Here is a 24,034-nt window from a genome sequence, read left to right on the forward strand (position 1 = left end):
AAGCCACCCTTTGGTGGCTTTGCGACTTTGGTTTACTATTTAGCTTGCAAATGAAGATTTCTAAAATCAAAACTGAAATCAGTCACCGCTGTTGATACTGCACGCATTGTCGCTTCATTCACACGATTTTTAGTGCTCATATCAAAGCTAATATACGCATCAGCTTCGAGTAGCTTTTCATCCCACTTGACGATAAATGTGTTGCCCGTGTAATGCTCAAGCTGCCCTTTTAAACGTTTAGTATGGGTGAAATCAATACGTAGCTTACCGTCCAGCTCTTCAATAATAACATCACCATACCAATCATCATGCAAAGTGCCGGTGTAGCTAATATTTGGTAACTGTGGTTGATAGTCTGCAGGAGCGTCCGGCTTAGCATTAGCATACGCTTTTTGCTTACCTTCAAAATGCTTTTTAGCCAACTCTGCTACCCAATCTTTATCTTCAAGTTCAAGGGCGTCTTCAAGCACTTCATGAGTAATAGCAGAGAGCGCACCGAATGCTTGCTGATTAGATAAAATAACAATCCCGAGGTTTTTCTCAGGCAATAACGTCACCTGCGATACCATTCCTAAAATACCACCACCATGGCCTAATTTTTTAATACCGTGGTAGTCTTCAATGCTCCAACCTAAACCATAACCTCTAAATTGCTGATGATAAGCCTCATAAGCGCTTTTTGACGCCAGTGAGGTAATATGTGGATGCCACATTTGCTCTTGTTGTTTTTCACTAAACAACTGCTCGCCATTTGGCATTTTACCATGGGCTAATTGTGTACGTAGCCATTGGCTCATATCATTCACACTGGATGCAATCGCGCCGGCACCACGAAAATCCTCTAAGTAATTAACGAAAAATGGATGTAATTGACCATCCATAGGAATATGACCCGTTGCCCAGTTATTATTACTTTTTGGAATACGCGAAAAACCAGCGCGTGAGTTATCCATGTGCAAAGGCTGGAGAATATTCTTTTCAATATAATCATTCCAGCTCATACCTGAGACCCGCGCGACTACCTCGCCAGCAGTCACAAACATCAAGTTGTTATAAGCGTATGTGCTGCGAAAGCTACTAGCTGGTTTTAAATATTTAAGGCCTGCGAGAATTTCTTCGATTGATTTATCGGTGTCAGGCCAAATCATTAAATCCCCTTGGCCTAACCCTAAACCACTTCGGTGACTTAATAAATCACGGATCGTCATTTCGCGGGTTACATAAGGGTCGTATAAACGAAATTCAGGAAGGTGATCAATTACCTTGTCATCCCAACTGAGCTTTTCTTCATCAACTAATTTTGCCAATGCCGCAACCGTAAATGCTTTAGTATTTGATGCAATACCAAATAAGGTGTCTTTATTCACCTTGCTACCAGTATCTAAGTTACTAACACCAAAGCCTTTAGCAAAAATAACCTTATCGTTTTCAACAATCGCCACGGCCATACCCGGCACATCAAAACGCGCCATTGAATTTTCAATCACTTGATTAATATGCTTGGTATCAATGTCGGCGTAGCTATTAAATGCACAGCCTGCTAATAAGGTGGCCGCAATCGCTAGTTTAGTTAATTTCATAACAATCCTTGGAGTTATCATTTTAGTTTTTATTTTTGATGTACAGCAAACTCAATGGCTGCACGCGCACTGTCGCTATCTTGGCAGGTTGGCCGAGACTTTATGGCATCACTGTACGCATTTGGCACACCAGCTTCAAGCGCACCGCGATGAACGTGCTGCATATACCAATCGTAAGGCAGTATCTGCGCATCAGTAGTGTTGGCAATATAACAATGCGCCGCTACTTGTTGCCCATCAAGTAATGTTACTTGAATATCCACGCAGTCATAACGGGGCCCTTCGATGGCGTCTAAAATCGTTTTTTCTGCGTCATTGAGTTGATATACCACGCCATATACTTGCGCGTTCTTATCATTTGATGGGCGTACATTGCCTTTTCCTGAGCCATCAGTACTTACCATATCAAAGGTTAACTCGTAACCGGCTAGTATTGCCGTACCAATACGAGTAGCGTTTGGTAAACGCGCCAATAAACGACTCGACGACATATTTGAACCAAACGAAAAATTATATACAGCCATATTCACCTACTACAGATTTCTGTTAAAACAACACTTACACTACAATTCTTATTGCTAGAGCGATCAAAATCACGCCAATACCACGGTCAAACCAATAGCCACTTTTTTGAAAAAAACCGCGAACACTAGGCTTTGATAGCACCAAGGATAGAAACGAAAACCACGCCCACGTTGCCAATGCCATATACAGCCCATAGCCTGCTTGCACAATTAATGGCGTTGACTGGCTGATCACTAAAGTAAACAACGACATAAAAAATAACGTGGCTTTTGGGTTTAACGCATTGGTTAAAAAGCCGCGACGAAATGCAATCCAACTGGATTCAACACCTTGAGATTGAAGAACAGTTTCTTGCTGCGCTGGCGCCGGTCTAGCACTTCTAAGCGCTTGCACACCAATGTAGGCCAAGTATGCACCCGCTAAATATTTTAATGCCATAAATACGTTTGGCGATTGCGTTAATAAAACCGCAACCCCGAGTAAGCAATAACTAACATGTAATAAAATAGCCAGGCCTACCCCAAAGCTGGTCCACAATGCATTACGACGCCCCTGCTGAACACTTTGTTTAAGCACAATGGCAAAATCTGGGCCAGGGCTTGCTACAGCAAAAAAGTGTGCCAGTGCAATCAATAAAAACTCATCTAAATAAGCCACGATTACCCCGCTTTTTTATCATCAAGCGCTAACAACAACGGATTAGCAGTACTATTAACTAAGGCTTTTATTTCTTTTTGCGCCTTTTTGAATTGGCTGCGTAAGTGCGGCTTTAAATGCTTTTTAGAATCTTTATAGCCTTTAAAGTGGCAAATAAGGGCATGCATAAATAAGGTTTGCGGTTCACTAAGTGCAGCTTGCCTGTTCGCATAGGGGTTGTAACACGAGCCACAGCCCCCTTTAAACTGATACACCGTATTGCTCATCATTACCCCAAAACCTAAAAAACATGCCACGGCATCGGCGGCTTGTGGTAAAAACTCTTTACCGCCTGGTGGTAACACGCCCACATGGTGGATCATAATTGTCGCTAAAGTACCGGCAAAGCTGGCCACTAAATCTTGTGGCTGATTAATTTGATTTGGATTAAATGACACATTAACCGTATGGCTTGGCGGCACAATTAATTGGCTATTATCACCACGTAACTGATTACTAAAAGCAAAATGAGGAAATACTTGCGGCTGCAATTGCTGTGGAGCCACCAGCGTAATTGGCCAAGCTTGCAGCCCCGCATAGCCAACCACTCGCTCAAACACTTTACTGGCCATTTCTTCAATGCTTGAAACCGCATCGGGAAAGCATTGGTGGTTTGGCAAAACTAATTGCGAGTTATTAATGAAATAATCGCTGTCAAAATTTTCCACCGCCCACACAAAAGTATCAATCAGCCATTGCTGCTCTTGTTCATCTAATAAAGGTTTGCTTTTAAATAACGCTAACATAGTTTGCTCTTTTGCTTATTCTTGCTCTTGTGCCCATGCCCATGCTTGGGTGTTATACAATGGCACAGTGGATAACGCATGATGATGACTGCCGGTTGACTCTTTAGTTGAATACGACAGATATAACAGAGTTCGCGTTTGCGCATCATAAATTCGACGCACTTTTAATGATTTAAATAAAATACTTTTTGATGATTTAAATACCACCTCACCCGACTTACTACGGTCAATCGCTTGTAATTGGTCGGCAGTAATTGGTCCAGTTTGGCGACACGAAATAGACATATCAGAAGGATCAGCAAAATCTAAGTTCGCTTCGATATGGCTAATATGACAGGTTACGCCTTTTACTAGAGGGTCTTGTTGCGAGTTAACTTTAATATCTTTAGTGGTAAATAATCCCAAACTAACTGATGCAACATCATCAGAGCAGCCCGCTAAGGTGATCAATAAACCTGTCAATACGCCTATCATTATAGGTTTCATATATTACTTGCTCCATGTAGGGGTAAACGATTCGTGGCTTACATTTAATATTCAGCTATGTTTCAATACTAACTTAAATTAATCACAACAACGAGCACGACACCATGAAAAAAGTATTTGTTTTACTGTGCTTACTGTTAGTAAGTCAGAGTGCGTTAGCTGGTTATTCACTGAGTCTTTATACTGGTAAAAGCTTTAATCAATCATTAGAAACTAAAAACGGTTTAGCAATAGAGCTCAAAGATAGTAACCATCTTGCTTTTAGTATTGATAGAACAATTGACTCAGCTCGTTATGGTTTTTACTTTTCAAACACCGAAAGTGACTTTCAATCCTCCCCTGATAAAAACGTTGAAATGCAGTATTTTATGTTTCAAAGTGCTGTTGAAGTCCCTTTAAGCAACCACATTAATAGTTATGTCGGCGCACAAATTGGTGCAAATTACATAAGTCCTAACTTCACCAGCTCTGATACTTTCTTTGCCAGCGGCCTGTATGGCGGTTTAGAATACTTATTTAGCGATCAAGCTCGCATCTTATTTGAAACTCGCTGGCTTGCAACGATCGTCAATAATGCCAGTAACGTTTCATGTGCATTACCAACAGACGAAAACAAGCAATGCTTGTGGCATTTTGATGGTGATGTACTCAATCAGTTTCAAACCAGCTTAGGTTTCACATATCGTTTTTAGGGGAGCAAATAGATAACATGCCACATATCATCATTGAACATTCTGAAGATTTACCGGTATTACCGCAGGTATTGGTTGAAAAAATTCATCAAGCAACGTTTAACAGTGGCTTGTTTGAATTAGCAACGATTAAAACTCGCGCTATAGCCTATACACATTATCAATTGGGCGATGGTAAGGAAGGTTTTATCCATATTAGCGCACACATTATGCAAGGACGTACGATTAAACAAAAGCAACAACTCAGCGAGCAGTTGTTAGACTGTTTAAAAATATACTGCCGAGAATCAGACAGCTTAAGTGTTAATGTTCACGATATGGAACACGAAATTTACCGAAAGTGTTAAATATTTAAAGTAAATTTCAATCTCTAATCAATTTGCAATAACAGCACCATCTTCGAAAGAAGGTGGTCTTAAATGCCTTCCTTGGTCGCGTCAGATAAAAGTGAACAAGTCTTAACTTGATCTGTCAGATTCGATTAACAGGACTCAATCAAATCTGAAAATCGCATATGTGCCAATTTCAGACGTTCAACTATAACTCGTTTCTGCCCCAAAACGAGTTAACGTAAATACTCTATAGGTCAGCTTTGAGCGAATACCGGTCAGTCAATATTATGTTGTTTGAAGTCATTGTTTGCTCTTCCCTTTGACTAAGTCATTAGCTACCTAGCACTGTCACGGTGGCTTATTGCGGTTTATTGGTGTAATAAATTTAGATGCGGGGATGAATAAAATAGCGCGAACGAGTTAGTACTCTTTCTTGCTGCATCAAATGCAAATAGCTAACAACCAGCTTAACTGTTCAGGTTAGTATCGACTGTGCGTACGAAAATATAATTGCTTAACTGTTAAACATTATGTTTAATAAACGCTGAGTAACGCAGGGATAGCTTAGATACGACAGGTACGCCAATTATATTGGCTTGCAATAGCTTAGGTCATAAAAAGCAAATTCCATACACAAAACCAACTCTGACAAACCGAGCAGGAAGCGGCTCATTCCAGCATGCGATTAAGCAACACAAATAGCGTGTCACATAAATACTAAATTAGGTTTATTTTAAATAAGGAGAATGAAATGTTGATTTTAAAATATGTATATAAGGATGCTCGTGAAGAATTACCTTTTGAACTGTCTGAGTTTGAAGGAGTTGAAGATGCCTCAGAAATCGATGAGTGGGATCTTCTTAATTGGGTTGCATCTAAAGTAACCCAAACAGTTGTTGAACTTAGTCAACCAATGTATGCAGTTCCACGTGGTGGTAAAAGAGGCGAAAAAGAAAATATCGCAGAAATTGCTCACCAGTTTGGCTTTAGAGCATTGGTACTTATCGACAAAAATGAATCAAAGCCAGTTGTCTTTATCTTATAAACCTTACAAGGCAAGTAAACGCGGATCCGGTTCAAGGTTTCTCGTTTCGCAAAAATACGCAAAACAACGAGCCATTAAATATCACCGGTTAGTTTGGGTTACCACCGTCTGCTTAATAGCACTTAGCTGAACTTCGGCAAAAAGCGATCCAGAGACGGCCAAGATAACTCGGTGTAGTTAGTTTAACTCTACAAAGCCGACTATTAGCTTGCCCCATTATTGGACAGAATAAATACTCATACAAATTCTGTTTACACGCATTCACCCTACTAAAACTTATCAAAGGGCGCGCTAAGAGAACGGAACAGGAATTATGTTACGCTTGGCGGCCTAATGTTGCGTTCCTCATACTAAACTATTGATTGTCAATTGAAGAGTTACATGAAAGACGGCATCATAGCTAAATGAAAAACGTCTGGTAGAAGTATAATTAATGTTAGCTATAAATGGAAACAACGGAGGTTTATTAAATGTATAAAGATATCAATAAAGTATTAGAGAATATTCGTGCTCATTTTGAGGTGTCGTTTTCAGAGAAATTTGAAGTTGATCGTCAGTTTCGTTATGTAGGTTTTATCTCAGAAAATTACAACTTTCGTGTTCGTGCAGCGTTTTTTCAAGCTCGTATTGCTGAAGACTTCGAAGTTCCTATTCAACAACGGATCGATGAGGTTTTGAAAGCTGTTAGTATCGAAAAGGGGGCAGTTTATAACTTTTCAACGAAGTTTGTAGATGAACCCTTGCCGACGAAATATTGCGTAGAGTTAGTCGAATAAGCGCACATTTTGGGCATATAGCTACAATTTGTTTAAGAGTGATTCGCAACGCTTGGCATTTTTGCTATGCGTTGTGTTTAAGGTGGTTTTCGGCGGCATCAGTATTGCGTTTCTCACACCTTAACAGGGCGTTGAGGCTGTAGAATTACTAATTTGGTCAAGTTTTTAGGTGATTTAAGGGGTCTCAAATGCATTGCTTAGTACGAGATAATCGCTTAGAAAGCGATACAGGAGGTCAAAAAAATGGCCAAATTTATAAAAATAGAAATTCTACAGTCTCGTTAAAGCACTCATGGATACTACAAACTGTGATGATTAAGTGGGTAAAAAGATGTCAAAAATAACTAAAAACCAGCACTTTGTTCCTCGCTGCTTGCTTAAGAACTTCACTTCAGAAGATGACGTTGTGAATATATACGATTCAAGTCGTGATATATTACGAAACCCAACAAGTGTTGATAGGGTACTTGCTGAGAATTACTTCTATGATAAAGATAACGTTGTAGAGAACTTCCTAGCAGAACATATTGAAGCTCCTGCTTCGAGTGTTTTAAAGTTGTTTCGTGGAGAATCAAATGAACCATTAGATGTTAAGTCTCAAATATACTTACTTCGATTTATAATCGTACAACTAAGTCGAACTCCGAGTGCGTTGTCTACTTCGTTGAAGACCTTTAATAACGTCATGAATGAAGTCATAACACAACTTGGGCAATTGAATAACTTTAGTGAAGAAGCAATCAATAGTGTCGAGTTCGTGCTAGATGACCCTAAAGATATACTTCGAATGCAAACGATTGACTCTGCATTGCACTGTCCATTAATACTTGACTTAGAATGGCACTTTTTAATCAATGATACAGACACCGAGTATGTAATATCTGATCATCCAGTAGTTCACTACAATTGGTATTTGCGCAATGTAAATGCTGTGGATGTATCAAGTATAGCTAAATGTGGCACTCAGATTTTCTTGCCATTATCAAATAGAGTCACTCTATGTTTGTATGATAAGCAAGTTTATAAAGTAGGTAAAAAAGGGACGTACTATACAGATGTTACCAATGTTAAAGATATTCATTTGCTAAACGAGCTTCAGTTTAGAAATCGAAATTCTTACATTTTATTTACACATCGAGAAGCTGCTGATTATGTAAAAGTGCGTTGTAATCGTATTTCTAGCAATAGTCTATACAAACATCAGTTTGATTCGACTCAACCATCATTCAATGGGGATGAGGCTCGAAGTCTAATTGTTCAGTGGCAAGCTCCTTATATTTTTAGTCATTGGTTTAGCTTTTCAAAAGTAAAGAAAAAGTACTCTAAAAGGGCAATATACAATGTTTATCGTCAACCTGAGGTTGTTCGTTCTCACCAACAGAAAATTGAAGAATTAAGGCAAAGAGAAAAAGCGCTCTAACAAGAGACTATGTTTCAAAGTTGGGTTTCGCGGTTAAGATACCAAGATAATTTTTCTCATCTATCTTGGCTGAGTTAGTGCTCCTGCACTAACTTGTTTTTGTCCAAAAACGAGCTAGAGTGGCCGTCTGTAGATCGCTCACAGCCGAACTTCGAAAAAGTGCCAACAACGGTCATATGCATTCAATTAAATATTAACCAGAGTACCGCTCAAAACGATTTTGGCAGATACCATTTGAGTACTTTTCAGATTTTGTACACCTAAATTCTAATACACGATCTAATTCACCGAAGAGTCTGATTCCACTACCAAGTAATATTGGTATTATTGTAATTATAAGCTCATCTACCAAATCTTCTTTTAAAAAGCTCTGAACAGTCAAGCCACCATCTATATATAAGTTGTTGTATCCTTTTTCATTTAACTCGTTATTAATACTTTTTATATCTCCTTTAACTAAAAATGCTTTTCCTTCTAGTTTATCTGGCACTTTCTTCAATGATTTGCTTAAAACGAAAACAGGTTTGCTGTAAGGCCATTCAATATCCATACTTGCAACCAACTCCATCGTGTTGCGACCTATAACTAAAGCATCGATACTTTCCATATGAGCCTGATAACCCATATCGATATTATCTGGATTAGAAATAGCCTCTAACCAATCAATTTCATTATTTTTTCCAGCGATGTAACCATCGAGGCTTGTAGCTATAAATACTTTATTGGACATAAATACCCCTATTAACTTAATTTGACTTCATTCTACAGCGTAGAATAATGTAAGATGATTCTACACCGTAGAAAATGAAAGTAAAGTATATAGATTTTTATATGAATCAATCCGAAACAAAAAGAGGTCGCCCCTCCAAAGAAAAAAATAGTCTTAATGCCGAGTTAATAGTAGGTAAGGCTAAATGTATGATGGCTGACAATGGGAAAGTTCCTAGTATGAGGGCCATTGCGAAAGAACTGAATGTCGATCCTATGGCTTTATATTATTACTTTAATAATAAAAACATTTTACTGGAGGGCGTTGCTAAGTCACTAATGTCTGAAATATATGTACCTAGGAGAAAATTAGATTGGAAACAGGAACTAAAAGAGCTTTCAAAAAGCTATTTAGCAATTCTCCAAAGATATGATGGCTTATTAAAGACTCTTATATCTATGTCTTCAAACAGTCCTGCTGATGTATTTATAAGTAGATTTAATTTAATTGTTAACCCATTAAAGATAAGAAACGATCAAGAAAAGGCTTTTCTTAATCTATTAGTTGACTATCTTCATGGTTTTTCAATGGCACTAGCATGTGACTCAACTGGTGAGTTGACACCAGACCATGCGGATAACTCCCTAGACTTTTTATTCAAAGGAGTGGAGGTATACATTATTAGTTAAAGTGTATATGTCCGGTTATCGCTCAGGCTGCCTGTCAGATATGAGCTACTACAGATAAAGAGAATGTAACTCTCACTTATAAGTAGATAGTAAATGTTTATAATTAATAGAGTGACTACCAGTTTTGCATTTCTATTAATCTTGACTCGGTGCGTGCGTATTCAAATGCCAGCTTTTGACCTTGATATAAATCAGCAATGCCAACCTCGCTACTCAGTATCAATAACTTGCCACGGTCGTAAAATTCATCCACTAAGGCAATAAAGCGTCGCGCTTCATCGTCTAGTGTATGTTCTTTTAAATCTTGTTTTTCACGCTGATAGCTATCTTCAATACCATGCACTATTTGCTTACCTGTCGCCGCAGCGCCCATTACTGGTACATTACAAATATATACACGCTGATAGTACTTTGCTAAATGAATATAATCAGCGGTACTACGCGGGCCTGAGCACAACGCCATAAAATCAAACATAATGGCATTATTGCTGAGCCTTAAACACGCTAGTTTACGCCCGTAAATAGTAATATCAGTTGCTGTTTGTAAGTTATCTGCAAAAGCCAAAAAATCAGCATCCAGTTCAGAGTTAGCCGAGCTGTTAAAATAATGAGTCGCGTGCTTTCCAAAACGAAATCGGTGGTCAACAGTGCCAGTGACATTAATAATATGACAATGCGCTTTAATTAACGCTATGGTGGGTAAAAAGCGCGCTCGCTGCAAGCCGTTATAATAAAGCTGCTCAGGTTGACAATTTGACGTAGCAACCAAAACGATGCCTTTGGCAAACAAGGCTTTAAATAACCCAGCCATGATCATAGCATCGCCAATATCAGAGACAAAAAACTCATCAAAACAAATTAGTTTCAGCGTTTCTGACCACTCATTGGCTATTTTATCCAGCGGGTTTTTAACCCCTTGCAACTGTCCTAGGCGAGTATGTACTTGAGCAATAAAATGATGGAAGTGTAACCGTGTTTTTTGTTTAATAGCTACAGTCTCAAAAAACACATCCATTAGCATCGATTTACCCCGTCCAACAGGTCCATACAAATAAATGCCCTGCAAAGATATCGATTTTTGCCACCAATGATGCGGTTTATCAATGGCAATTGCGAGATTGTCTAGTGCATTCACCGCCGCTAATTGGGCATCATCAAATTGCAATTTACCGGTGGCTATTTGCTGTTGATAATATGCTAATATTTGTCCGCTGTGTACTGTCATGCGTTATCACGATCCGTTATACTCGCCGCCATTGTAGTCGACTAGAAGTGTGAACCCAATGAAATTCCCTTGCCGCCTAGATAAATTTATTAGCCATCTAGCAGAAACTCCACGCACCAAAGCGAGGGCAGGAATAAAGCGTAAAGATGCCAGCGTAAATGGCGAGGTGATCTGCGCTTATGATCATCCAATCACAGCAACTGATGACGTATTGTGGCAAGGTAAGCCGCTAGTTTTTTTAGGTAAACGTTATTATATGCTGAATAAACCGGTCGGCTATGTATGCGCTAACAGTGACGAGTTACACCCAACGGTATTTGATTTACTCGATGAACCTAACATGAGTGATTTTCATGTTGCAGGTCGGCTTGATCTCGATACGACTGGACTTGTGATCATTACCAATGATGGAGATTGGTCACATAAAATCACCTCCCCAAAACATAACAAATTCAAGACTTACCTAATTGAAACGCAAGAACCTCTAACGGATGATGCGCTGGAAAAACTGCGCCAAGGGGTGCAATTACACAACGAAAAAGAGCTAACCAGACCCGCAATTGCAGAGCAACTTGCCACATACCGTATGCGTTTGTCGATCTGCGAAGGTAAATATCATCAGGTTAAACGTATGCTCGCCGCAGTCGGTAATAAGGTAGTTGAATTACATAGAGAAAAAGTAGCAAATATCGAGCTTGATGAGACCCTTGCCAGCGGAGAATATCGACTCTTAAGCGCAGCAGAAATTTCACTTTAAATTACCTACAGTGGAAACTTGAGTAAAAGTCACGTCTAATTCCGTTATTATTGTTAATTAAAGCTAACATCTAGCCGACAAACATGGTAGAAAATCATGGTCATAACAATAATAAGGGGCGCGATGTGCTGTCAGGTTTAGCATTAAGAACTAAAATAATCTTGTTCGCTGGAGCAATGTTTGTAGCACTCAATGCTATAGCATTACTGGGCTTACAATCTCTTCGTCACGCTAGTGAAAACGATAATATTGCCCGTATCAATCAACTCATGAAAAGCACGACAAATATTGTCGAGCAATTTGAGTTACTTGCTAAAAATGGGCAACTAACCGAGCAACAGGCGCGTGACTTTGCCACGCAAATGTTGCGTGAAAACAAATACCACGACAGTGAATATGTCTACGTAGTGAATGATAAACTCGACTTTATTGCTACACCTCACGATCCGCAGCTACACAACACCAGCTTTAATGATTTCAAAGATGCCAGCGGTAACAGTATTGGTCGTATGGTTGAACAATTAGTCGGTAATCAAACCAACAAAATTATTACTTATCATTGGGATTCTGTCCGTGATGGTGAAACCGTTGACCTAACCTCTGTGGTACAAAAAACCCCTTACTTTGGTTGGTATGTTGGTACCGGGATCAGCGAAAAAGAAGTTGATGAGCGTTACTGGAATACCGCTAAGTGGTTACTAGGCTTGTCACTACTTATTGCCCTTGCTTTAACTGCTGCAATTGCTCGCTTTGGTATTTCTTTAAGCAACGCGTTAGGCGGTGAAGTCACTGAGGTAATTGGTATTGTTAAGCAAGTTTCTCGTGGTAACTTAAATTCGCATATTCGTACTGACGCCCAACCTGAAAGCATTATTGCTGCCATGCACTATATGCAACAAGGGCTACGGGGTGTAGTTGGCAGTATTAAAGATGTTACTGATAGTCTAAAAAATCAGAGTTTAGATAACGAATCCCGCTCAACTGAGCTTGATAAACTGACCCGCAGCCTAAACGAAGAAACCCATATGGTCGCATCAGCTATCACTGAGCTAACAGCCTCTGCGCAAACAGTGGTTGAGCATGCCGAGCAAGCCGCCTTTTCAGTACAAGAAGCCGAAAGCCAAGGACAAAATGCCAGTCATTTAACTGCTGAGGCAGCAAATACCATAGCTCTTTTAGAGCAACAAATTGACAGCGCTGGTAATAACATCCAACTCCTTGATGATGAAGTAAATAATATTGCAAATGTGCTTACTGTTATTCAAAGTATTGCCGAGCAAACTAACCTGTTAGCACTCAATGCAGCCATTGAAGCTGCCCGTGCTGGTGAACAAGGAAGAGGCTTTGCGGTCGTTGCGGATGAAGTACGTCAACTAGCGCAGCGCACGCAAACTAGCACAGAAGAAATTCGTACTATGATCGGTAAATTACAATCCGCCACGAAAGATGCAAAAACTTCAGTTAACTTAAGTATTGCCACCAGTGAACAAACCGTAGCGAAATCTAAAGATGCCAGTGAAGAGTTGCAGCGTGTTGCTGCATCTTTGAGTGCCATCGCACAAATGAGCCATCAAATAGCCATTGCAGCTAAAGAGCAGCTCGATGCAGGGGAAGACACAGCAAGACGCATTGTGACCATCTCTGACACCGCCTCACAGACCGCAGACCTATCGCATCAAGCCCATGCTGCAACGGACTTGATAAAAGGACTGACGAGCGATTTAGAAGCTGAAACAGGCAAGTTTAGATCCTAGTAATTGGTTACCTAAAATTAAAAAGCCCGCGTTAATTACGCGGGCTTTTTAATTGAATTGATTAAGTTAAGATTTAATTTGTACTAAATCAAAATCAGCCATACTTGGTACTATCATTTGTAATCGTGATTCGGTGACATCAAGCGAGTTTAAACATTCACAGTATTCTGAGGCTTTTAACTCTAACTGTTGAGCTTTTTTCTGCAGTGACTTATCGATTTCTTTTGAAATAATATCCATGCGCTGTCCCATGTCATTGATACGATCTTCAATATTACCTTCGCGGGACTTAAATGCATCACCTAGAGAAACTAAAATAGCGCCGAGAGAGCCATGCACGGCAGAGTGAATTTTTTGACTGATCTCTTCGGTAAAAAAATCATCAATTTTAGATAGTGATTGTGGGGCAATAAAAAAGAAATCATCACCGCGTTTAAATTTATCCATTAAAGCGCGCTCAACATATTGCAGTTGCGTTTTTAGCACTTCCGACTCTTTGTCCGACATACCTTCAACAACTTGCTCTATCGCACTTAAGCCAAGATTAACACCGTCAGTTGCCAACTCTACCAACTCAGGCACCGTATCGCGAATACCCGCGCTAAACTGTTTTAACACTAGGGTTTCATCTGACGTTAGATCAATCCAATAGCCACGGATAAATAGTTGATTATCATTATTTATTTGTACGCGGGTTTGGCCCTTATCAACAATACGAATGACATCATCAGTGATGATCAAACCATGCCTTAGCTCTACTTCACACACGGCTTTAGCGCTGACATTAAGACTTGATAGTGCTATGGACATCGCCAATATCGAACGAGATAAAAACGCCATAAACACCTCAAAAAGACTAAAAATGGAAGGCGGCTAGGTTAACAAAAAACCAGTTTTATGCAAGAGAAACTAGGCCCTAGCTTCTAGGGCCTTGTAGTTAACATTTAAATTGGTGATCCTGGTGGAATTGGTAATGCAGTAAAATTTGTAGGCCAATTGCCGGTAGCCAGAAACTGTTTAATTTGATCGGCTAAGTATTGCTTAAACGCACTTTCACCAACATCAGCACTGCTAAGTAAAGACTCTTGCTGATACGCCTTACTCAGTTTTACTAAGTAATAACGCAACTGAGCTTGCACCTCTGGAGCAACTTTATCACTGGCGACTAAATCAGCAAACTGCTTTGCTGTTAATAACTGCACCCGCTGAGTGATTTTACCTGCCATGCCTTTTTTGCTCTGAATCAAAAACACCTGCTGATAAACTTTTGCAAGCAGTTCATCTAAGCTAAAAAATGCATTACTGCGCGCTTGTTGCTGTGCTAAACGATTTAATCGTTGGCTATTTAGCAATAACGCTAAACTATGTTGTGCAGCCACTTCGGGTAGCGCCATTGCATCTAAGGTTAAGCCAGTGCGGCCAACAATGCTTTCTCGGCTTTTAGATTCGCCATAGGCCTTGGGTGGAATTAGCGCTAACACTGATTCTGGTAATACTAAATTGTCAGCATTTAGGGTAGCTAAGATGGCCTTTAAAGCGAGCTGTTGAGTTGCCTTTGCAACAACTTGTGCACCTTTTAAAATACCTTGACCACGTACTTCGTAATCATAATCAACACCTGCAATCAGTTTTACAGCAGACTCGACCTGATAACGATGGAATAAATACAGCGGCACCAGCATCTCTTCTAGCTGAGATAGTGACGTTCCTTCTTTGATATTGTTAATACCAAATTTAGCGAGTGCTTGTTGTCTTACATCAAGCACTCTTAATAACTCTTCACTTGGCGAACTGCCGTTATCCCATAAATGTGCTGTTGGATGCGCGCCACCTTGCGCTCGTGCATCACTATCAGAAATAAACTCCAGCCCTTTAGCTTGGTTATCCGCTAAAATTGCGCTTAGTTCTGCATCTTCATCAAGGTTACGAAAATCACTGTAACCGTACTTTATAACTTGCGTATCCCACTGCCCCATACCTTGTGCATAACCTCGGCTCACATCGAGTTCACCTTGGTCATTAAAGCCCACTAATGGATGTGGGTAGTCCATAACAGACGCACGATCAGCCACTGACGCAGAGAAATTATGCGCTATACCAAGTGTGTGACCAATTTCGTGAGCACTGAGCTGGCGAATACGATCAAGTGCCATTGCTTGTAACGTTTTTGCCACTTCATTACCTTCTAAATAAGGCGCTGCAAGTGCTTCAGCAATTAAAATATCTTGGCGCACACGCAGTGAGCCTAATGTAACGTGACCTTTTAAAATCTCACCTGTACGCGGATCGATCACCGAGCTGCCATAAGACCAACCGCGCGTTGCACGATGCACCCACTGGATCACGTTATAACGCACATCCATAGGATCCGCGTTATCTGGTAACACTTTAACAATAAATGCATTTTTATAACCCGCTTGAGAAAACGCATCATCCCACCATTTTGCGCCATCGAGTAACGCTGTTTTTACCGGCTCTGGTACGCCTGGATCTAAATAATAAATAATCGGCTCAACGGGTTCGCTAATAGGTAAGCTTGGGTCTTTTTTCGCTAGACGATGACGCGGAATATAACGTACCAACATTGATTCACTTAATGGCGCGGCATAATCTTTATGTTCAATACTCCAATAACCTGATTGCGGATGAAACGCACGTGGCGTGTAATTATCATCAGGTAACTGTATTAAAGAGTGATGCATATGCACGGTTAATGCGTAAGGGTCAGCACTGACCTGACGAATATACTCACCCGGTTGAGTGCCATTAAATGTCAGCACAGCTTCAAGTTCAGTATTTTTCATAAACGCTTTTGAGCGATCCATATTTACTGCACTGCGACTTTCATCAAGGCTAAAATTGCCTTGTTTACGTGCAGCAAGCGTTCGACCCACACCATGTACATCGCTCAGTAAATAGGGCGTGTAATCAATCAATACAGCTTGCGGGCTTTGTGCAACCACTTTAAAACCCGCTAAAATACTTGATGCAAAGGCTTCTTGAATACTTTTTTGTTCGGCTTTATTGCTGGTATTTGCACGGTAGTAGGTATTAATAGCCCGTAACATCACTTTATCGCCAAAGCGCTCAAACTGTACTAGATGCGTATTGCCTAACTGGCCGCGATCAAGGCCAATATCGTTAGAGCCGACACCATAAGGCAAGCTTTGCTGTAATAAAAATTGCTGCTTGAGTTTATCAACTTTTAAATAAATTTTACCGTTTTGAGTGTCGTAATAAAAAGAGAAGTAGCCCGGAAAATGATTCATTTGTTCAGTAAAATCATTAATAGACTTAATTGCTGCGTGCGCTTGGGTTATCATAGTTAGCAACACAGTAAAGAGTATGTAACGTATCAATGGTATTTTTTGCATAATCTTATCTTTGTTATTCGCGTTTTAAATACGGTTAAGGTGTGTCCAGTATAGGATGTTGCACCTAAAATACAGTTATTTAAGACGAAATTCAGCGCTTGCTGTGATGATCCCTCTCACCCTATGATTATCATGGCCCATAACGTTATCAGGAAAATAGAATGCGTAGACTACCTCCGGTATTACTTGAAGACGGTTGCCCTAGAGAGTTAATCTCATTGATCAGAACGATTTTAGCGGCCTGTAAAGAAATTTCGTTCCGCGTCGGCCAAGGTGCCCTGTCCGGTGTACTAGGTTCAACGCTTGATGAAAACATTCAAGGCGAAACACAAAAGAAACTCGATGTTCTGACCAACCAACTACTTAAAGATATTTTACTGGAGTCAGGCTACGTAAAAGCGATAGCCTCAGAAGAAGAAGACTACACCGTAGCTGGCAACCCGAATGCAGAATATATCGTTGCGTTTGACCCACTTGATGGCTCATCAAATACCGATATCAATTCATTGGTTGGTACTATTTTCTCAGTAATGAAAGCGCCTGAAGGCTCAGATCCTGCAGATCAAAGTATCTTTATGCAACCGGGTAAAAGCCAAGTCGCTGCGGGATATGTATTATATGGCCCATCTACAGTGCTTGCATTAACGACTGGCAAAGGTACACGTTTCTTCACGCTAGATAAAACACACGGCAGCTTCTTATTAACTCAAGATTTTGCCCAAGTACCAGAAGAGACCAACGAATACGCCATCAATGCGTCAAATCAACGCCATTGGCAGCCTGCGATGCAAAACTACATAAATGACTTAATGGCTGGCGAAACAGGCCCACGAGCGCGTAACTTTAACATGCGCTGGATTGCCGCCATGGTCGGTGATGTTCATCGCGTGTTATGTCGCGGTGGTATTTTTACCTACCCAACCGACACTAAAGATCCAAACAAACCAAATAAGCTACGCCTACTTTACGAAGCAAACCCAATGGCTATGCTGATCGAGCAAGCCGGCGGCATCGCTTCAACTGGCACAGAACGCATTATGGATATTCAACCCGACGCTATCCACCAACGCGTAGCGGTAATTTTAGGTTCGAAAAACGAAGTAGAAACCTGCTTGGGATATCATAAGTAATAGACTGCAGGATAAAGGAGCTAGGTAAAAGGCTCTAGGCAAGTGATTTCCTCAGGTAACAATCGCATGGTAGGCGCGGCTTTATGCCGCGCTTTTTATTTTCAGTCATCTCAATATGAGGTTAGCCGCAATATCCCTAGAACCTAGCCCCTACTAACTTGCTAATAATTCAACCAACTTCGTAACTTTACTCTTATCAAGCTCGCCCATTTGTTCGCTGTTGCTGAGGGCATAGATAACCCCTTCGACGGCGCTATAGTCGATGTCGGTTCTAGATTCTATAACATTCGCCCACAACTCCAGGTCGTCTAAATCAATCTCATCTGCTTGGCAGCGAGTGAGCACATCAAGAACAGTTGCAAGCGTCAATATATAAATTGGGCCTTGGTTACCTATTGTTGATGCAACAATGATACTTATGGCCTCGTCTTTGTATTTACCAAAAGTGACAAATTCTGCTAACGCTTGTGCTCTGTTCATTTTTAATTATCTGTTATCCTGTAACTGACTATTTCATTGAAGATTAAAATATATCTAATGACTATTTTAGCCTGCTCGCAATGCCAAGCTACTCTTAACTGCAATGTTGATGATATCAATGCCTGTTGGTGCAATGAGCTGCCTGCTATTTTACCGCTTGATAGTACAACCACCAGCTGTTTATGCAGAGATTGTATCTTGGCGAAAATGAACCAATTTCTAAATACTCTCTATAAACGCCCTCTCAAAGAACAACTTACTTTCGCAAAGCCTTTTCACAGTAACGATAATTTAATCGAACACCTCGATTATGAAATGCAAAATAGTTATATGGTATTCAGTCGTTGGTTTTTCTTAAAGCGCGGAAAGTGCTGTAAAAACAACTGTAAAAACTGTCCTTACAAAAACACTTAGATATTTATTCAAAATAACGGCATAAACATACAAATAAAGCATGACGAAAAGAATAAAAATACACTATAATTGGATATAAATTCACTAAATATCCAATGTATTTTGTTTAAATAATCAACTTGGCTTGATTTTTAAGCATAAAATCACTGTAACTTATTCGGAAAATGAACATGAACACCTTTAGGCCAGCACTTCTTGCATCAGCTGTTTCTGCTATTTTATTTAATAGCCACCATCTTGCTGCTGCGCAGTCAACAACCCAAGCAGAAAAAGCAATTGAAACAATTCAAATTACCGCGACTCGTCGTGCGGGCTCAGTGCAAGAGGCACCACTTAATATTACCGCCCTTGATGGTGATGTGATCAAAGATCAAAACATTGGTGATCTTGAAGATGTGGCACGCTGGGTGCCAGGTTTAACTATTTCTGATCAAGGTGGCCGTGAAGGTTCACCGATTATTGTCCGTGGCTTAAATACTAATACTTCTGATCGTATTTCTGATGGCGGTACAGTTGCCACTTACGTGGGTGAAATTCCACTTAATATTGATTTACGTTTAACAGACGTAGACCGTGTTGAAGTGCTTATCGGTCCACAAGGTACATTATACGGAGCGGGAACATTAGGTGGTGCAATTCGTTACTTATTAAAACAACCTCAGCTCGATATTACCGAAGGCCAAGTCACTGGTGATGTGTTTAGCTTAAACGAAAGTGACGGCACTGGCGGTGAGTTGGGTTTAGTATTTAATACGCCGTTAATTGACGATGTATTGGCTATTCGCGCTAGCGTCAATTACTACACCAACCCAGGTTATATCGATTATAACTTCGTAGTACAAAACCCAGGCGTATCAAACCCAAACCCTGATTTTACCAACCCACAAGATGTCAGTGCTAACTTGCGCAGTGTCAGTGATGTAAATGATGAGCAAATTACCACAGGTCGTGTATCACTTCGCTGGCAAGCTAATGAAGCTGTAGAGGCAACGCTAAACTATTTTTATCAAAAACAAGAAAATGGCGGTAATTCTACATCGCAATATAATTCATTAAGTGACAGCAGTGGCCTACAAGGGATGGTTGGCCAGTATGAAAATGCCGCGCGGATACTTGAGCCTGGTGAAGAAGAAAACGACTTATTAAGCTTGGAAATTAAAGCGGATTTAGGTTTTGCTGAACTTGTATCTGCCTCTGGTTGGTCAAGCTATGAGCAATCTGGACAACGTGATCAAACTGATTTGCTTTACGACATATGGACTGGTTATGCAGAATTTCCAGCGTTTGTTGCGCAAACCTTGGATACATCAAAACGTGATAGTTTCACTCAAGAAATTCGTTTAGTGTCTAACTCTGATAGTGCTTTTAACTGGATTGTCGGTGGTTACTACAACAAGCTTGAAACTCACTCAGACGATCGCGAATACACACCCGGTTTAACTGAGTTTTGGGGCGATGATATTCCTAATCTACAACAAGATCTCGAGTATATTTTAGTCAGTGACTCTGAAACCACTGAAAAAGCACTATTTGGTGAAGTAGGTTATGCGTTTACCGATCAATTCAATGTAACCCTTGGTGCGCGTTTTTACGAATATGATGTATCCACTACTTCAGGCTCAGCCACACCGTTGTATTCAGGTGATTTTTCATCATTAGATCAACTTGCAATGGTGAATACGAGCGCCAGTGATAACGGTAACTTATTTAAATTTAACGCTAATTACACTTTTGAAACTGGTGTACTAGCCTATTTTACCGTTAGTGAAGGCTTTAGGATTGGTGGTGGCAACGGCCTAGCTCCTTGCCCTGATGTGTTACCTGAACAACAAATTGTCTGTGCTCTACCAAATGAAATTGGTTATGAACCTGATACCACTGTAAATTATGAACTTGGTTTTAAATCGAGCTGGTTTAAAAACCGCCTACACTTTAACGCGGCATTATTTAATGTTGATTGGAAAGACGCGCAAATCGGTAGCACAACCGTAAATGGTCAGGAGTTGATTACCTCAAATGCAGCTACTGCTAACTCTAAAGGGGTTGAAGTTTCAAGCCGTGCAATCATCGCGGATAACTGGACTGCTTATGCCACATACGCTTATGCCAAAGCGCAATTAACTGAAGATTCTCCTGATGTATTTGGTGCAGGAGTACAAGGCGGTGAAGATGGCGACCGCTTGCCAGGTGCGCCTGAGCATCAATTCTCGTTTGGTCTGCGTTACGAACAAGATGTATTAGATAATAAACTTTTAAGCGTAAATTACGGTATAACAGCACAGAGCGATACGATCACTAAAATTGGCTTAAAAGCTGATGGTGAAACGCTTGCAGGCTATGCCTTGAGTAACTTATCTGCCAAGCTAACCGGTGATATGTGGTCGGCCACTCTCTATGTTGATAACTTATTCGATAAGTACGCGTTCACCTCTGTACGTCGAGATAAGTCTTGGATTGATTCGAAAGAACTTCCTGAACTACAACGTGTGTATGGTCACTACACTACAACACCGCGTACTATCGGCATGAAGTTTACGTATAACTTTGAACTGTAATAACGGTTATCTATAAACTAAAAAAGCCTTGGTGTTTTACGCCAAGGCTTTTATGCTTATTGCCATGCTGACATCGATACAAAAAAACCTACAACAACAAATTGAGCACGCTATTAATCATAGCAAGCTTAATGACGCGCATTTATTACTGATCAGTAATATTAAAAACACACCAGATGATCACTTTAGCTATTTTTTGCTGGCGCAAGTAAATGTTGCAGCAAATGATATAAGCAAAGCAAATAAACTCTTAAACAAAGCGATTAGTATTACGCCCCTACCTTTATATTTTGCTCACTCAGCCAAATTTGCCGTACTGCGCGGGCAGCTGTTAGATGCGCAGCAATATATAACTGAAGCAATAAAACATCCATATTATGAAGTTATTGAATGCGATTTAATTGCTAATGTACTGACTCGTTTAGGCCATTATCCACTGGCGCTCGAGTGGCAATTACGGGCCTATCAACAAGCCCCTAACAATCCGCAAATAAGTTATAACTTAGCTGTGGCCTATAAAATCATGGGGCAATTGAATGATGCTATACAGCTACTGCGTACACTTACAGAGTTACATCCGCAGCATTTTCAAGCTCACTACTCGCTCGCTGAACTTAACAATAACAAGCAGGCTAAGCAGCATTTACAACAGCTGTTAACTTTAACCGAATACGCTAAAACGCCGATGCAGCAACAATTTCTGCACCATGCGATTGCACTCAATCACGAGCACTGCGCTGATTATAAGCAAGCCTTTGCCCACATTACTACAAGTAAGCAAGCGATCTATCAGCATGTAAAATATGATGCGCAAGCTCACAAAGCATTTTGCCAGCAACTGATAACCTTAAGTCACAGGTATACGCCGTCCTTAAGCGACAACGATTTTACCCCGATATTTATTGTTGGTATGCCGCGCTCAGGGACTACTTTGCTAGAAAAAATAATGAATCAATCAGATCTGGTGCAAGGTGTTGGTGAACTCAATGATATTGCCCAGCTTTGCCAAGGTAATAATGCTCAGCCATTAAATAGCGTGGTGCTCAATGATGCATATAAAAATGCTGCGTTAATGGCGCAGTTGAGTCAGTATAAACAGCGTATTAGTCAACTAGTAGCACCACAGCTACGCAGCTGCGACAAACAGCCATTTAATTTTTACTATATCGATTTAATTTTAGCGGCTTTCCCGAAGGCTAAAATCATTTGCATGCAACGAGGCCGAAAAGCTAGCTGTATAGCTAATTACCGCCAACTGTACAGCCCAGCCAGTGCGTTTCATCACTATAGCTATAACCTGCAAGACATCGATAGTTTTTATCAAGATTACAGCTCTTTGATAAATCATTTTGCAGCAAAACACCCGGATAATGTGATGATTATGCAATACGAAACATTAGTATCAGAGCCAATCACAAGCACGCAACAGCTCTATGATTTTTGTGATTTACCTTGGCAAGTTAAGTGTCTGGATTTTCATAAACAACATAGCCCGTCGGCAACAGCAAGCAAAGTACAAGTACGCCAGCCTCTCAATAAAAAAGCCATTGATTACTGGCAGCACTACGGATTTGCGTTTAACGCGAAGGACAGGGACCCGTTTCGATAGGTAGTTCGTCTCGGCCGCCCCACTCACTCCATGAGCCGTCATAAACATGCAGATTTTCATATCCACACTCATCGGCAAATAACGCCAAGATACATGCAGTAACGCCGGAGCCACAACTAAATTGCAAGGTAGTTTGCAGATCTGCTTGATCGCCAAGTACAGCCTCGAAAGCAGCTTTAATGTCAACGAATGGTTTTGCTTCGCCATCATCCAATAATTCAACAAAAGGTAAAGCGCGGCTATTAGGAATATGGCCGCTGCGCATCCCAGCTCTCGGCTCTGCCATTTCACCTAAATAACGCTGATAACCTCGTGCATCAAGTAGTACGGTATGTTCATCATCTATGCCCTGAAAGACTGCAGCCGCATCAATAAAGTAACCAACTCGCGGTTTGGCAACAAAGTTACCTTTATGATAATGGCGACTATATTCAATTTGCGTTAAATAACCCAACGACTGCCACTTAGCAAGGCCACCACTGAGTACTTTGACATTATCAAAGCCCATGGCTTTAAACATCCACCAACCTCTTGCAGCACTAAATAAGCCTTGGTCTTCGTAGATGATAACTAAGGAATCTTTATCAACCCCCATTAACTGCATCTGCTGAGTAAATTGCTCCGCACTGCACATGGTATGCGGTAGCGGATTGTCTTGATCGGCTAATTGCTTTTTAAAGTCAAAACGCTGTGCATTTGGCAACTTAGCCTGCGGTTTATACTCACCCAGCTTACCTGGGCGCACCATGCCAGCATCAAAGATAACCAGCTTTGGGTCGTTTAAGTGCTCGTTTAGCCATTGGCAAGTTACTATGTTTTTCATTGTGTTCCTTTACTTCTGTTACATATTACTAAGCCTTCTCTACCAGAGCCTATTATTAAAATAGTTACGGTACATTTTGCACAATAATTTTGCCAGCTTCTATATACACTGTAAATTACTTAAATTATCAAGAATAAACTAAAAAATATTTTTTCTACAATTATATACATTTATACTAGGCATTATATTGCAAACAATGTGATACAAAGATGATTTT

At 40.4% G+C, this 24,034-nt stretch carries 23 protein-coding genes; 12 read left to right on the plus strand and 11 right to left on the minus strand.

Annotated elements, in window-relative coordinates; all coding sequences use genetic code 11:
- Window positions 1–35: 35 nt before the first annotated feature.
- The 5 genes from H5187_RS11130 to H5187_RS11150 are packed head-to-tail and all read right to left on the minus strand — an operon-like array spanning window position 36 to window position 4,033.
- Complete coding sequence (locus H5187_RS11130) at window positions 36–1,580, minus strand: serine hydrolase (protein ID WP_182717224.1); 1,545 nt, start codon at window positions 1,578–1,580, stop codon at window positions 36–38.
- A 29-nt stretch (window positions 1,581–1,609) separates the two neighbouring features.
- Window positions 1,610–2,104: a gamma-glutamylcyclotransferase family protein gene (locus tag H5187_RS11135; protein WP_145234768.1), complete on the minus strand. Its 495-nt coding sequence runs from the start codon at window positions 2,102–2,104 to the stop codon at window positions 1,610–1,612.
- Window positions 2,105–2,138: 34 nt separating this feature from the next.
- On the minus strand, window positions 2,139–2,762 hold the full coding sequence (locus H5187_RS11140; protein WP_182739846.1) for a LysE family transporter: 624 nt from the start codon (window positions 2,760–2,762) through the stop codon (window positions 2,139–2,141).
- A gap of 2 nt (window positions 2,763–2,764) precedes the next feature.
- Complete coding sequence (locus H5187_RS11145; protein WP_145234763.1) at window positions 2,765–3,547, minus strand: hypothetical protein; 783 nt, start codon at window positions 3,545–3,547, stop codon at window positions 2,765–2,767.
- Between the two features lie 15 nt (window positions 3,548–3,562).
- Window positions 3,563–4,033: a CreA family protein gene (locus H5187_RS11150; RefSeq protein WP_182717226.1), complete on the minus strand. Its 471-nt coding sequence runs from the start codon at window positions 4,031–4,033 to the stop codon at window positions 3,563–3,565.
- Window positions 4,034–4,137: 104 nt separating this feature from the next.
- Here H5187_RS11150 and H5187_RS11155 point away from each other — a divergent pair, with 104 nt between their 5' ends.
- The 5 genes from H5187_RS11155 to H5187_RS11175 all read left to right on the plus strand — a co-directional run bounded on the left by H5187_RS11155 (window position 4,138) and on the right by H5187_RS11175 (window position 8,298).
- Window positions 4,138–4,725, plus strand: a complete 588-nt coding sequence (locus tag H5187_RS11155; RefSeq protein ID WP_182794116.1) for an outer membrane beta-barrel protein — start codon at window positions 4,138–4,140, stop codon at window positions 4,723–4,725.
- A 17-nt stretch (window positions 4,726–4,742) separates the two neighbouring features.
- The gene (locus H5187_RS11160) at window positions 4,743–5,072 is read left to right on the plus strand and encodes a 5-carboxymethyl-2-hydroxymuconate Delta-isomerase (protein ID WP_149983139.1); all 330 of its coding nucleotides are present in this window, start codon (window positions 4,743–4,745) and stop codon (window positions 5,070–5,072) included.
- A 736-nt stretch (window positions 5,073–5,808) separates the two neighbouring features.
- Window positions 5,809–6,102 (plus strand): hypothetical protein, encoded by a 294-nt coding sequence (locus H5187_RS11165; RefSeq protein WP_182797873.1) that lies wholly within the window; start codon window positions 5,809–5,811, stop codon window positions 6,100–6,102.
- 470 nt (window positions 6,103–6,572) lie between these two features.
- Window positions 6,573–6,878: a hypothetical protein gene (locus H5187_RS11170; protein WP_182797874.1), complete on the plus strand. Its 306-nt coding sequence runs from the start codon at window positions 6,573–6,575 to the stop codon at window positions 6,876–6,878.
- A 331-nt stretch (window positions 6,879–7,209) separates the two neighbouring features.
- Window positions 7,210–8,298 (plus strand): DUF4238 domain-containing protein, encoded by a 1,089-nt coding sequence (locus tag H5187_RS11175; protein ID WP_182797875.1) that lies wholly within the window; start codon window positions 7,210–7,212, stop codon window positions 8,296–8,298.
- Window positions 8,299–8,491: 193 nt separating this feature from the next.
- Here the strand turns inward: H5187_RS11175 and H5187_RS11180 are convergent, their stop codons facing one another.
- The gene (locus H5187_RS11180) at window positions 8,492–9,028 is read right to left on the minus strand and encodes a dihydrofolate reductase family protein (protein ID WP_182797876.1); all 537 of its coding nucleotides are present in this window, start codon (window positions 9,026–9,028) and stop codon (window positions 8,492–8,494) included.
- A gap of 101 nt (window positions 9,029–9,129) precedes the next feature.
- On the opposite strand from H5187_RS11180, the gene H5187_RS11185 reads away from it, so the two are divergent.
- On the plus strand, window positions 9,130–9,696 hold the full coding sequence (locus tag H5187_RS11185; protein WP_182797877.1) for a TetR/AcrR family transcriptional regulator: 567 nt from the start codon (window positions 9,130–9,132) through the stop codon (window positions 9,694–9,696).
- Between the two features lie 115 nt (window positions 9,697–9,811).
- Here the strand turns inward: H5187_RS11185 and zapE are convergent, their stop codons facing one another.
- Complete coding sequence (zapE, locus tag H5187_RS11190) at window positions 9,812–10,921, minus strand: cell division protein ZapE (RefSeq protein ID WP_182767275.1); 1,110 nt, start codon at window positions 10,919–10,921, stop codon at window positions 9,812–9,814.
- A gap of 58 nt (window positions 10,922–10,979) precedes the next feature.
- Here zapE and rsuA point away from each other — a divergent pair, with 58 nt between their 5' ends.
- Both rsuA and H5187_RS11200 read left to right on the plus strand, forming a co-directional pair.
- Window positions 10,980–11,678 carry a 16S rRNA pseudouridine(516) synthase RsuA gene (gene rsuA / locus H5187_RS11195; RefSeq protein ID WP_182797878.1) on the plus strand — a complete coding sequence of 233 codons (699 nt, stop codon included), beginning with the start codon at window positions 10,980–10,982 and terminating at the stop codon, window positions 11,676–11,678.
- Between the two features lie 83 nt (window positions 11,679–11,761).
- On the plus strand, window positions 11,762–13,432 hold the full coding sequence (locus H5187_RS11200; RefSeq protein ID WP_182797879.1) for a methyl-accepting chemotaxis protein: 1,671 nt from the start codon (window positions 11,762–11,764) through the stop codon (window positions 13,430–13,432).
- 66 nt (window positions 13,433–13,498) lie between these two features.
- On the opposite strand, the gene H5187_RS11205 is transcribed toward H5187_RS11200, so the two are convergent.
- A complete protein-coding gene (locus tag H5187_RS11205; protein ID WP_149983146.1) occupies window positions 13,499–14,272 on the minus strand; it encodes a YggN family protein in 774 nt (257 codons plus the stop codon).
- A 104-nt stretch (window positions 14,273–14,376) separates the two neighbouring features.
- A complete protein-coding gene (locus H5187_RS11210) occupies window positions 14,377–16,806 on the minus strand; it encodes a zinc-dependent metalloprotease (protein ID WP_182797880.1) in 2,430 nt (809 codons plus the stop codon).
- 161 nt (window positions 16,807–16,967) lie between these two features.
- On the opposite strand from H5187_RS11210, the gene H5187_RS11215 reads away from it, so the two are divergent.
- The gene (locus tag H5187_RS11215) at window positions 16,968–17,936 is read left to right on the plus strand and encodes a class 1 fructose-bisphosphatase (protein ID WP_145234740.1); all 969 of its coding nucleotides are present in this window, start codon (window positions 16,968–16,970) and stop codon (window positions 17,934–17,936) included.
- A 153-nt stretch (window positions 17,937–18,089) separates the two neighbouring features.
- On the opposite strand, the gene H5187_RS11220 is transcribed toward H5187_RS11215, so the two are convergent.
- The gene (locus H5187_RS11220) at window positions 18,090–18,416 is read right to left on the minus strand and encodes a hypothetical protein (RefSeq protein ID WP_182797881.1); all 327 of its coding nucleotides are present in this window, start codon (window positions 18,414–18,416) and stop codon (window positions 18,090–18,092) included.
- Between the two features lie 57 nt (window positions 18,417–18,473).
- Between H5187_RS11220 and H5187_RS11225 the strand changes: the two genes are divergently transcribed.
- From H5187_RS11225 to H5187_RS11235, 3 genes are all read left to right on the plus strand, one after another.
- Window positions 18,474–18,830 (plus strand): DUF5522 domain-containing protein, encoded by a 357-nt coding sequence (locus H5187_RS11225; protein ID WP_182761848.1) that lies wholly within the window; start codon window positions 18,474–18,476, stop codon window positions 18,828–18,830.
- A 170-nt stretch (window positions 18,831–19,000) separates the two neighbouring features.
- Window positions 19,001–21,385 (plus strand): TonB-dependent receptor, encoded by a 2,385-nt coding sequence (locus H5187_RS11230; RefSeq protein ID WP_182761849.1) that lies wholly within the window; start codon window positions 19,001–19,003, stop codon window positions 21,383–21,385.
- Window positions 21,386–21,449: 64 nt separating this feature from the next.
- Window positions 21,450–22,994, plus strand: coding sequence for a tetratricopeptide repeat-containing sulfotransferase family protein (locus H5187_RS11235; protein ID WP_259401724.1), 1,545 nt, complete (start codon window positions 21,450–21,452; stop codon window positions 22,992–22,994).
- Here the strand turns inward: H5187_RS11235 and H5187_RS11240 are convergent.
- Window positions 22,963–23,817: a sulfurtransferase gene (locus H5187_RS11240; RefSeq protein WP_182718334.1), complete on the minus strand. Its 855-nt coding sequence runs from the start codon at window positions 23,815–23,817 to the stop codon at window positions 22,963–22,965. The genes H5187_RS11235 and H5187_RS11240 overlap by 32 nt on opposite strands.
- Window positions 23,818–24,034: the final 217 nt, after the last annotated feature.

The sequence above is a fragment of the Pseudoalteromonas sp. SG44-1 genome, assembly GCF_014164315.1.
GTDB lineage: Bacteria > Pseudomonadota > Gammaproteobacteria > Enterobacterales > Alteromonadaceae > Pseudoalteromonas > Pseudoalteromonas rhizosphaerae.

What these genes read in the sequence shown, in the direction of transcription:
- H5187_RS11130 (WP_182717224.1), bottom strand. Translation starts at nt 1,580, where the DNA reads ATGAAATTAACTAAACTAGCGATTGCGGCCACCTTATTAGCAGGCTGT.
- H5187_RS11135 (WP_145234768.1), bottom strand. Translation starts at nt 2,104, where the DNA reads ATGGCTGTATATAATTTTTCGTTTGGTTCAAATATGTCGTCGAGTCGT.
- H5187_RS11145 (WP_145234763.1), bottom strand. Translation starts at nt 3,547, where the DNA reads ATGTTAGCGTTATTTAAAAGCAAACCTTTATTAGATGAACAAGAGCAG.
- H5187_RS11150 (WP_182717226.1), bottom strand. Translation starts at nt 4,033, where the DNA reads ATGAAACCTATAATGATAGGCGTATTGACAGGTTTATTGATCACCTTA.
- H5187_RS11155 (WP_182794116.1), top strand. Translation starts at nt 4,138, where the DNA reads ATGAAAAAAGTATTTGTTTTACTGTGCTTACTGTTAGTAAGTCAGAGT.
- H5187_RS11160 (WP_149983139.1), top strand. Translation starts at nt 4,743, where the DNA reads ATGCCACATATCATCATTGAACATTCTGAAGATTTACCGGTATTACCG.
- H5187_RS11165 (WP_182797873.1), top strand. Translation starts at nt 5,809, where the DNA reads ATGTTGATTTTAAAATATGTATATAAGGATGCTCGTGAAGAATTACCT.
- H5187_RS11170 (WP_182797874.1), top strand. Translation starts at nt 6,573, where the DNA reads ATGTATAAAGATATCAATAAAGTATTAGAGAATATTCGTGCTCATTTT.
- H5187_RS11175 (WP_182797875.1), top strand. Translation starts at nt 7,210, where the DNA reads ATGTCAAAAATAACTAAAAACCAGCACTTTGTTCCTCGCTGCTTGCTT.
- H5187_RS11180 (WP_182797876.1), bottom strand. Translation starts at nt 9,028, where the DNA reads ATGTCCAATAAAGTATTTATAGCTACAAGCCTCGATGGTTACATCGCT.
- H5187_RS11185 (WP_182797877.1), top strand. Translation starts at nt 9,130, where the DNA reads ATGAATCAATCCGAAACAAAAAGAGGTCGCCCCTCCAAAGAAAAAAAT.
- zapE (WP_182767275.1), bottom strand. Translation starts at nt 10,921, where the DNA reads ATGACAGTACACAGCGGACAAATATTAGCATATTATCAACAGCAAATA.
- rsuA (WP_182797878.1), top strand. Translation starts at nt 10,980, where the DNA reads ATGAAATTCCCTTGCCGCCTAGATAAATTTATTAGCCATCTAGCAGAA.
- H5187_RS11200 (WP_182797879.1), top strand. Translation starts at nt 11,762, where the DNA reads ATGGTAGAAAATCATGGTCATAACAATAATAAGGGGCGCGATGTGCTG.
- H5187_RS11205 (WP_149983146.1), bottom strand. Translation starts at nt 14,272, where the DNA reads ATGGCGTTTTTATCTCGTTCGATATTGGCGATGTCCATAGCACTATCA.
- H5187_RS11210 (WP_182797880.1), bottom strand. Translation starts at nt 16,806, where the DNA reads ATGCAAAAAATACCATTGATACGTTACATACTCTTTACTGTGTTGCTA.
- H5187_RS11215 (WP_145234740.1), top strand. Translation starts at nt 16,968, where the DNA reads ATGCGTAGACTACCTCCGGTATTACTTGAAGACGGTTGCCCTAGAGAG.
- H5187_RS11220 (WP_182797881.1), bottom strand. Translation starts at nt 18,416, where the DNA reads ATGAACAGAGCACAAGCGTTAGCAGAATTTGTCACTTTTGGTAAATAC.
- H5187_RS11225 (WP_182761848.1), top strand. Translation starts at nt 18,474, where the DNA reads ATGACTATTTTAGCCTGCTCGCAATGCCAAGCTACTCTTAACTGCAAT.
- H5187_RS11230 (WP_182761849.1), top strand. Translation starts at nt 19,001, where the DNA reads ATGAACACCTTTAGGCCAGCACTTCTTGCATCAGCTGTTTCTGCTATT.
- H5187_RS11235 (WP_259401724.1), top strand. Translation starts at nt 21,450, where the DNA reads ATGCTGACATCGATACAAAAAAACCTACAACAACAAATTGAGCACGCT.
- H5187_RS11240 (WP_182718334.1), bottom strand. Translation starts at nt 23,817, where the DNA reads ATGAAAAACATAGTAACTTGCCAATGGCTAAACGAGCACTTAAACGAC.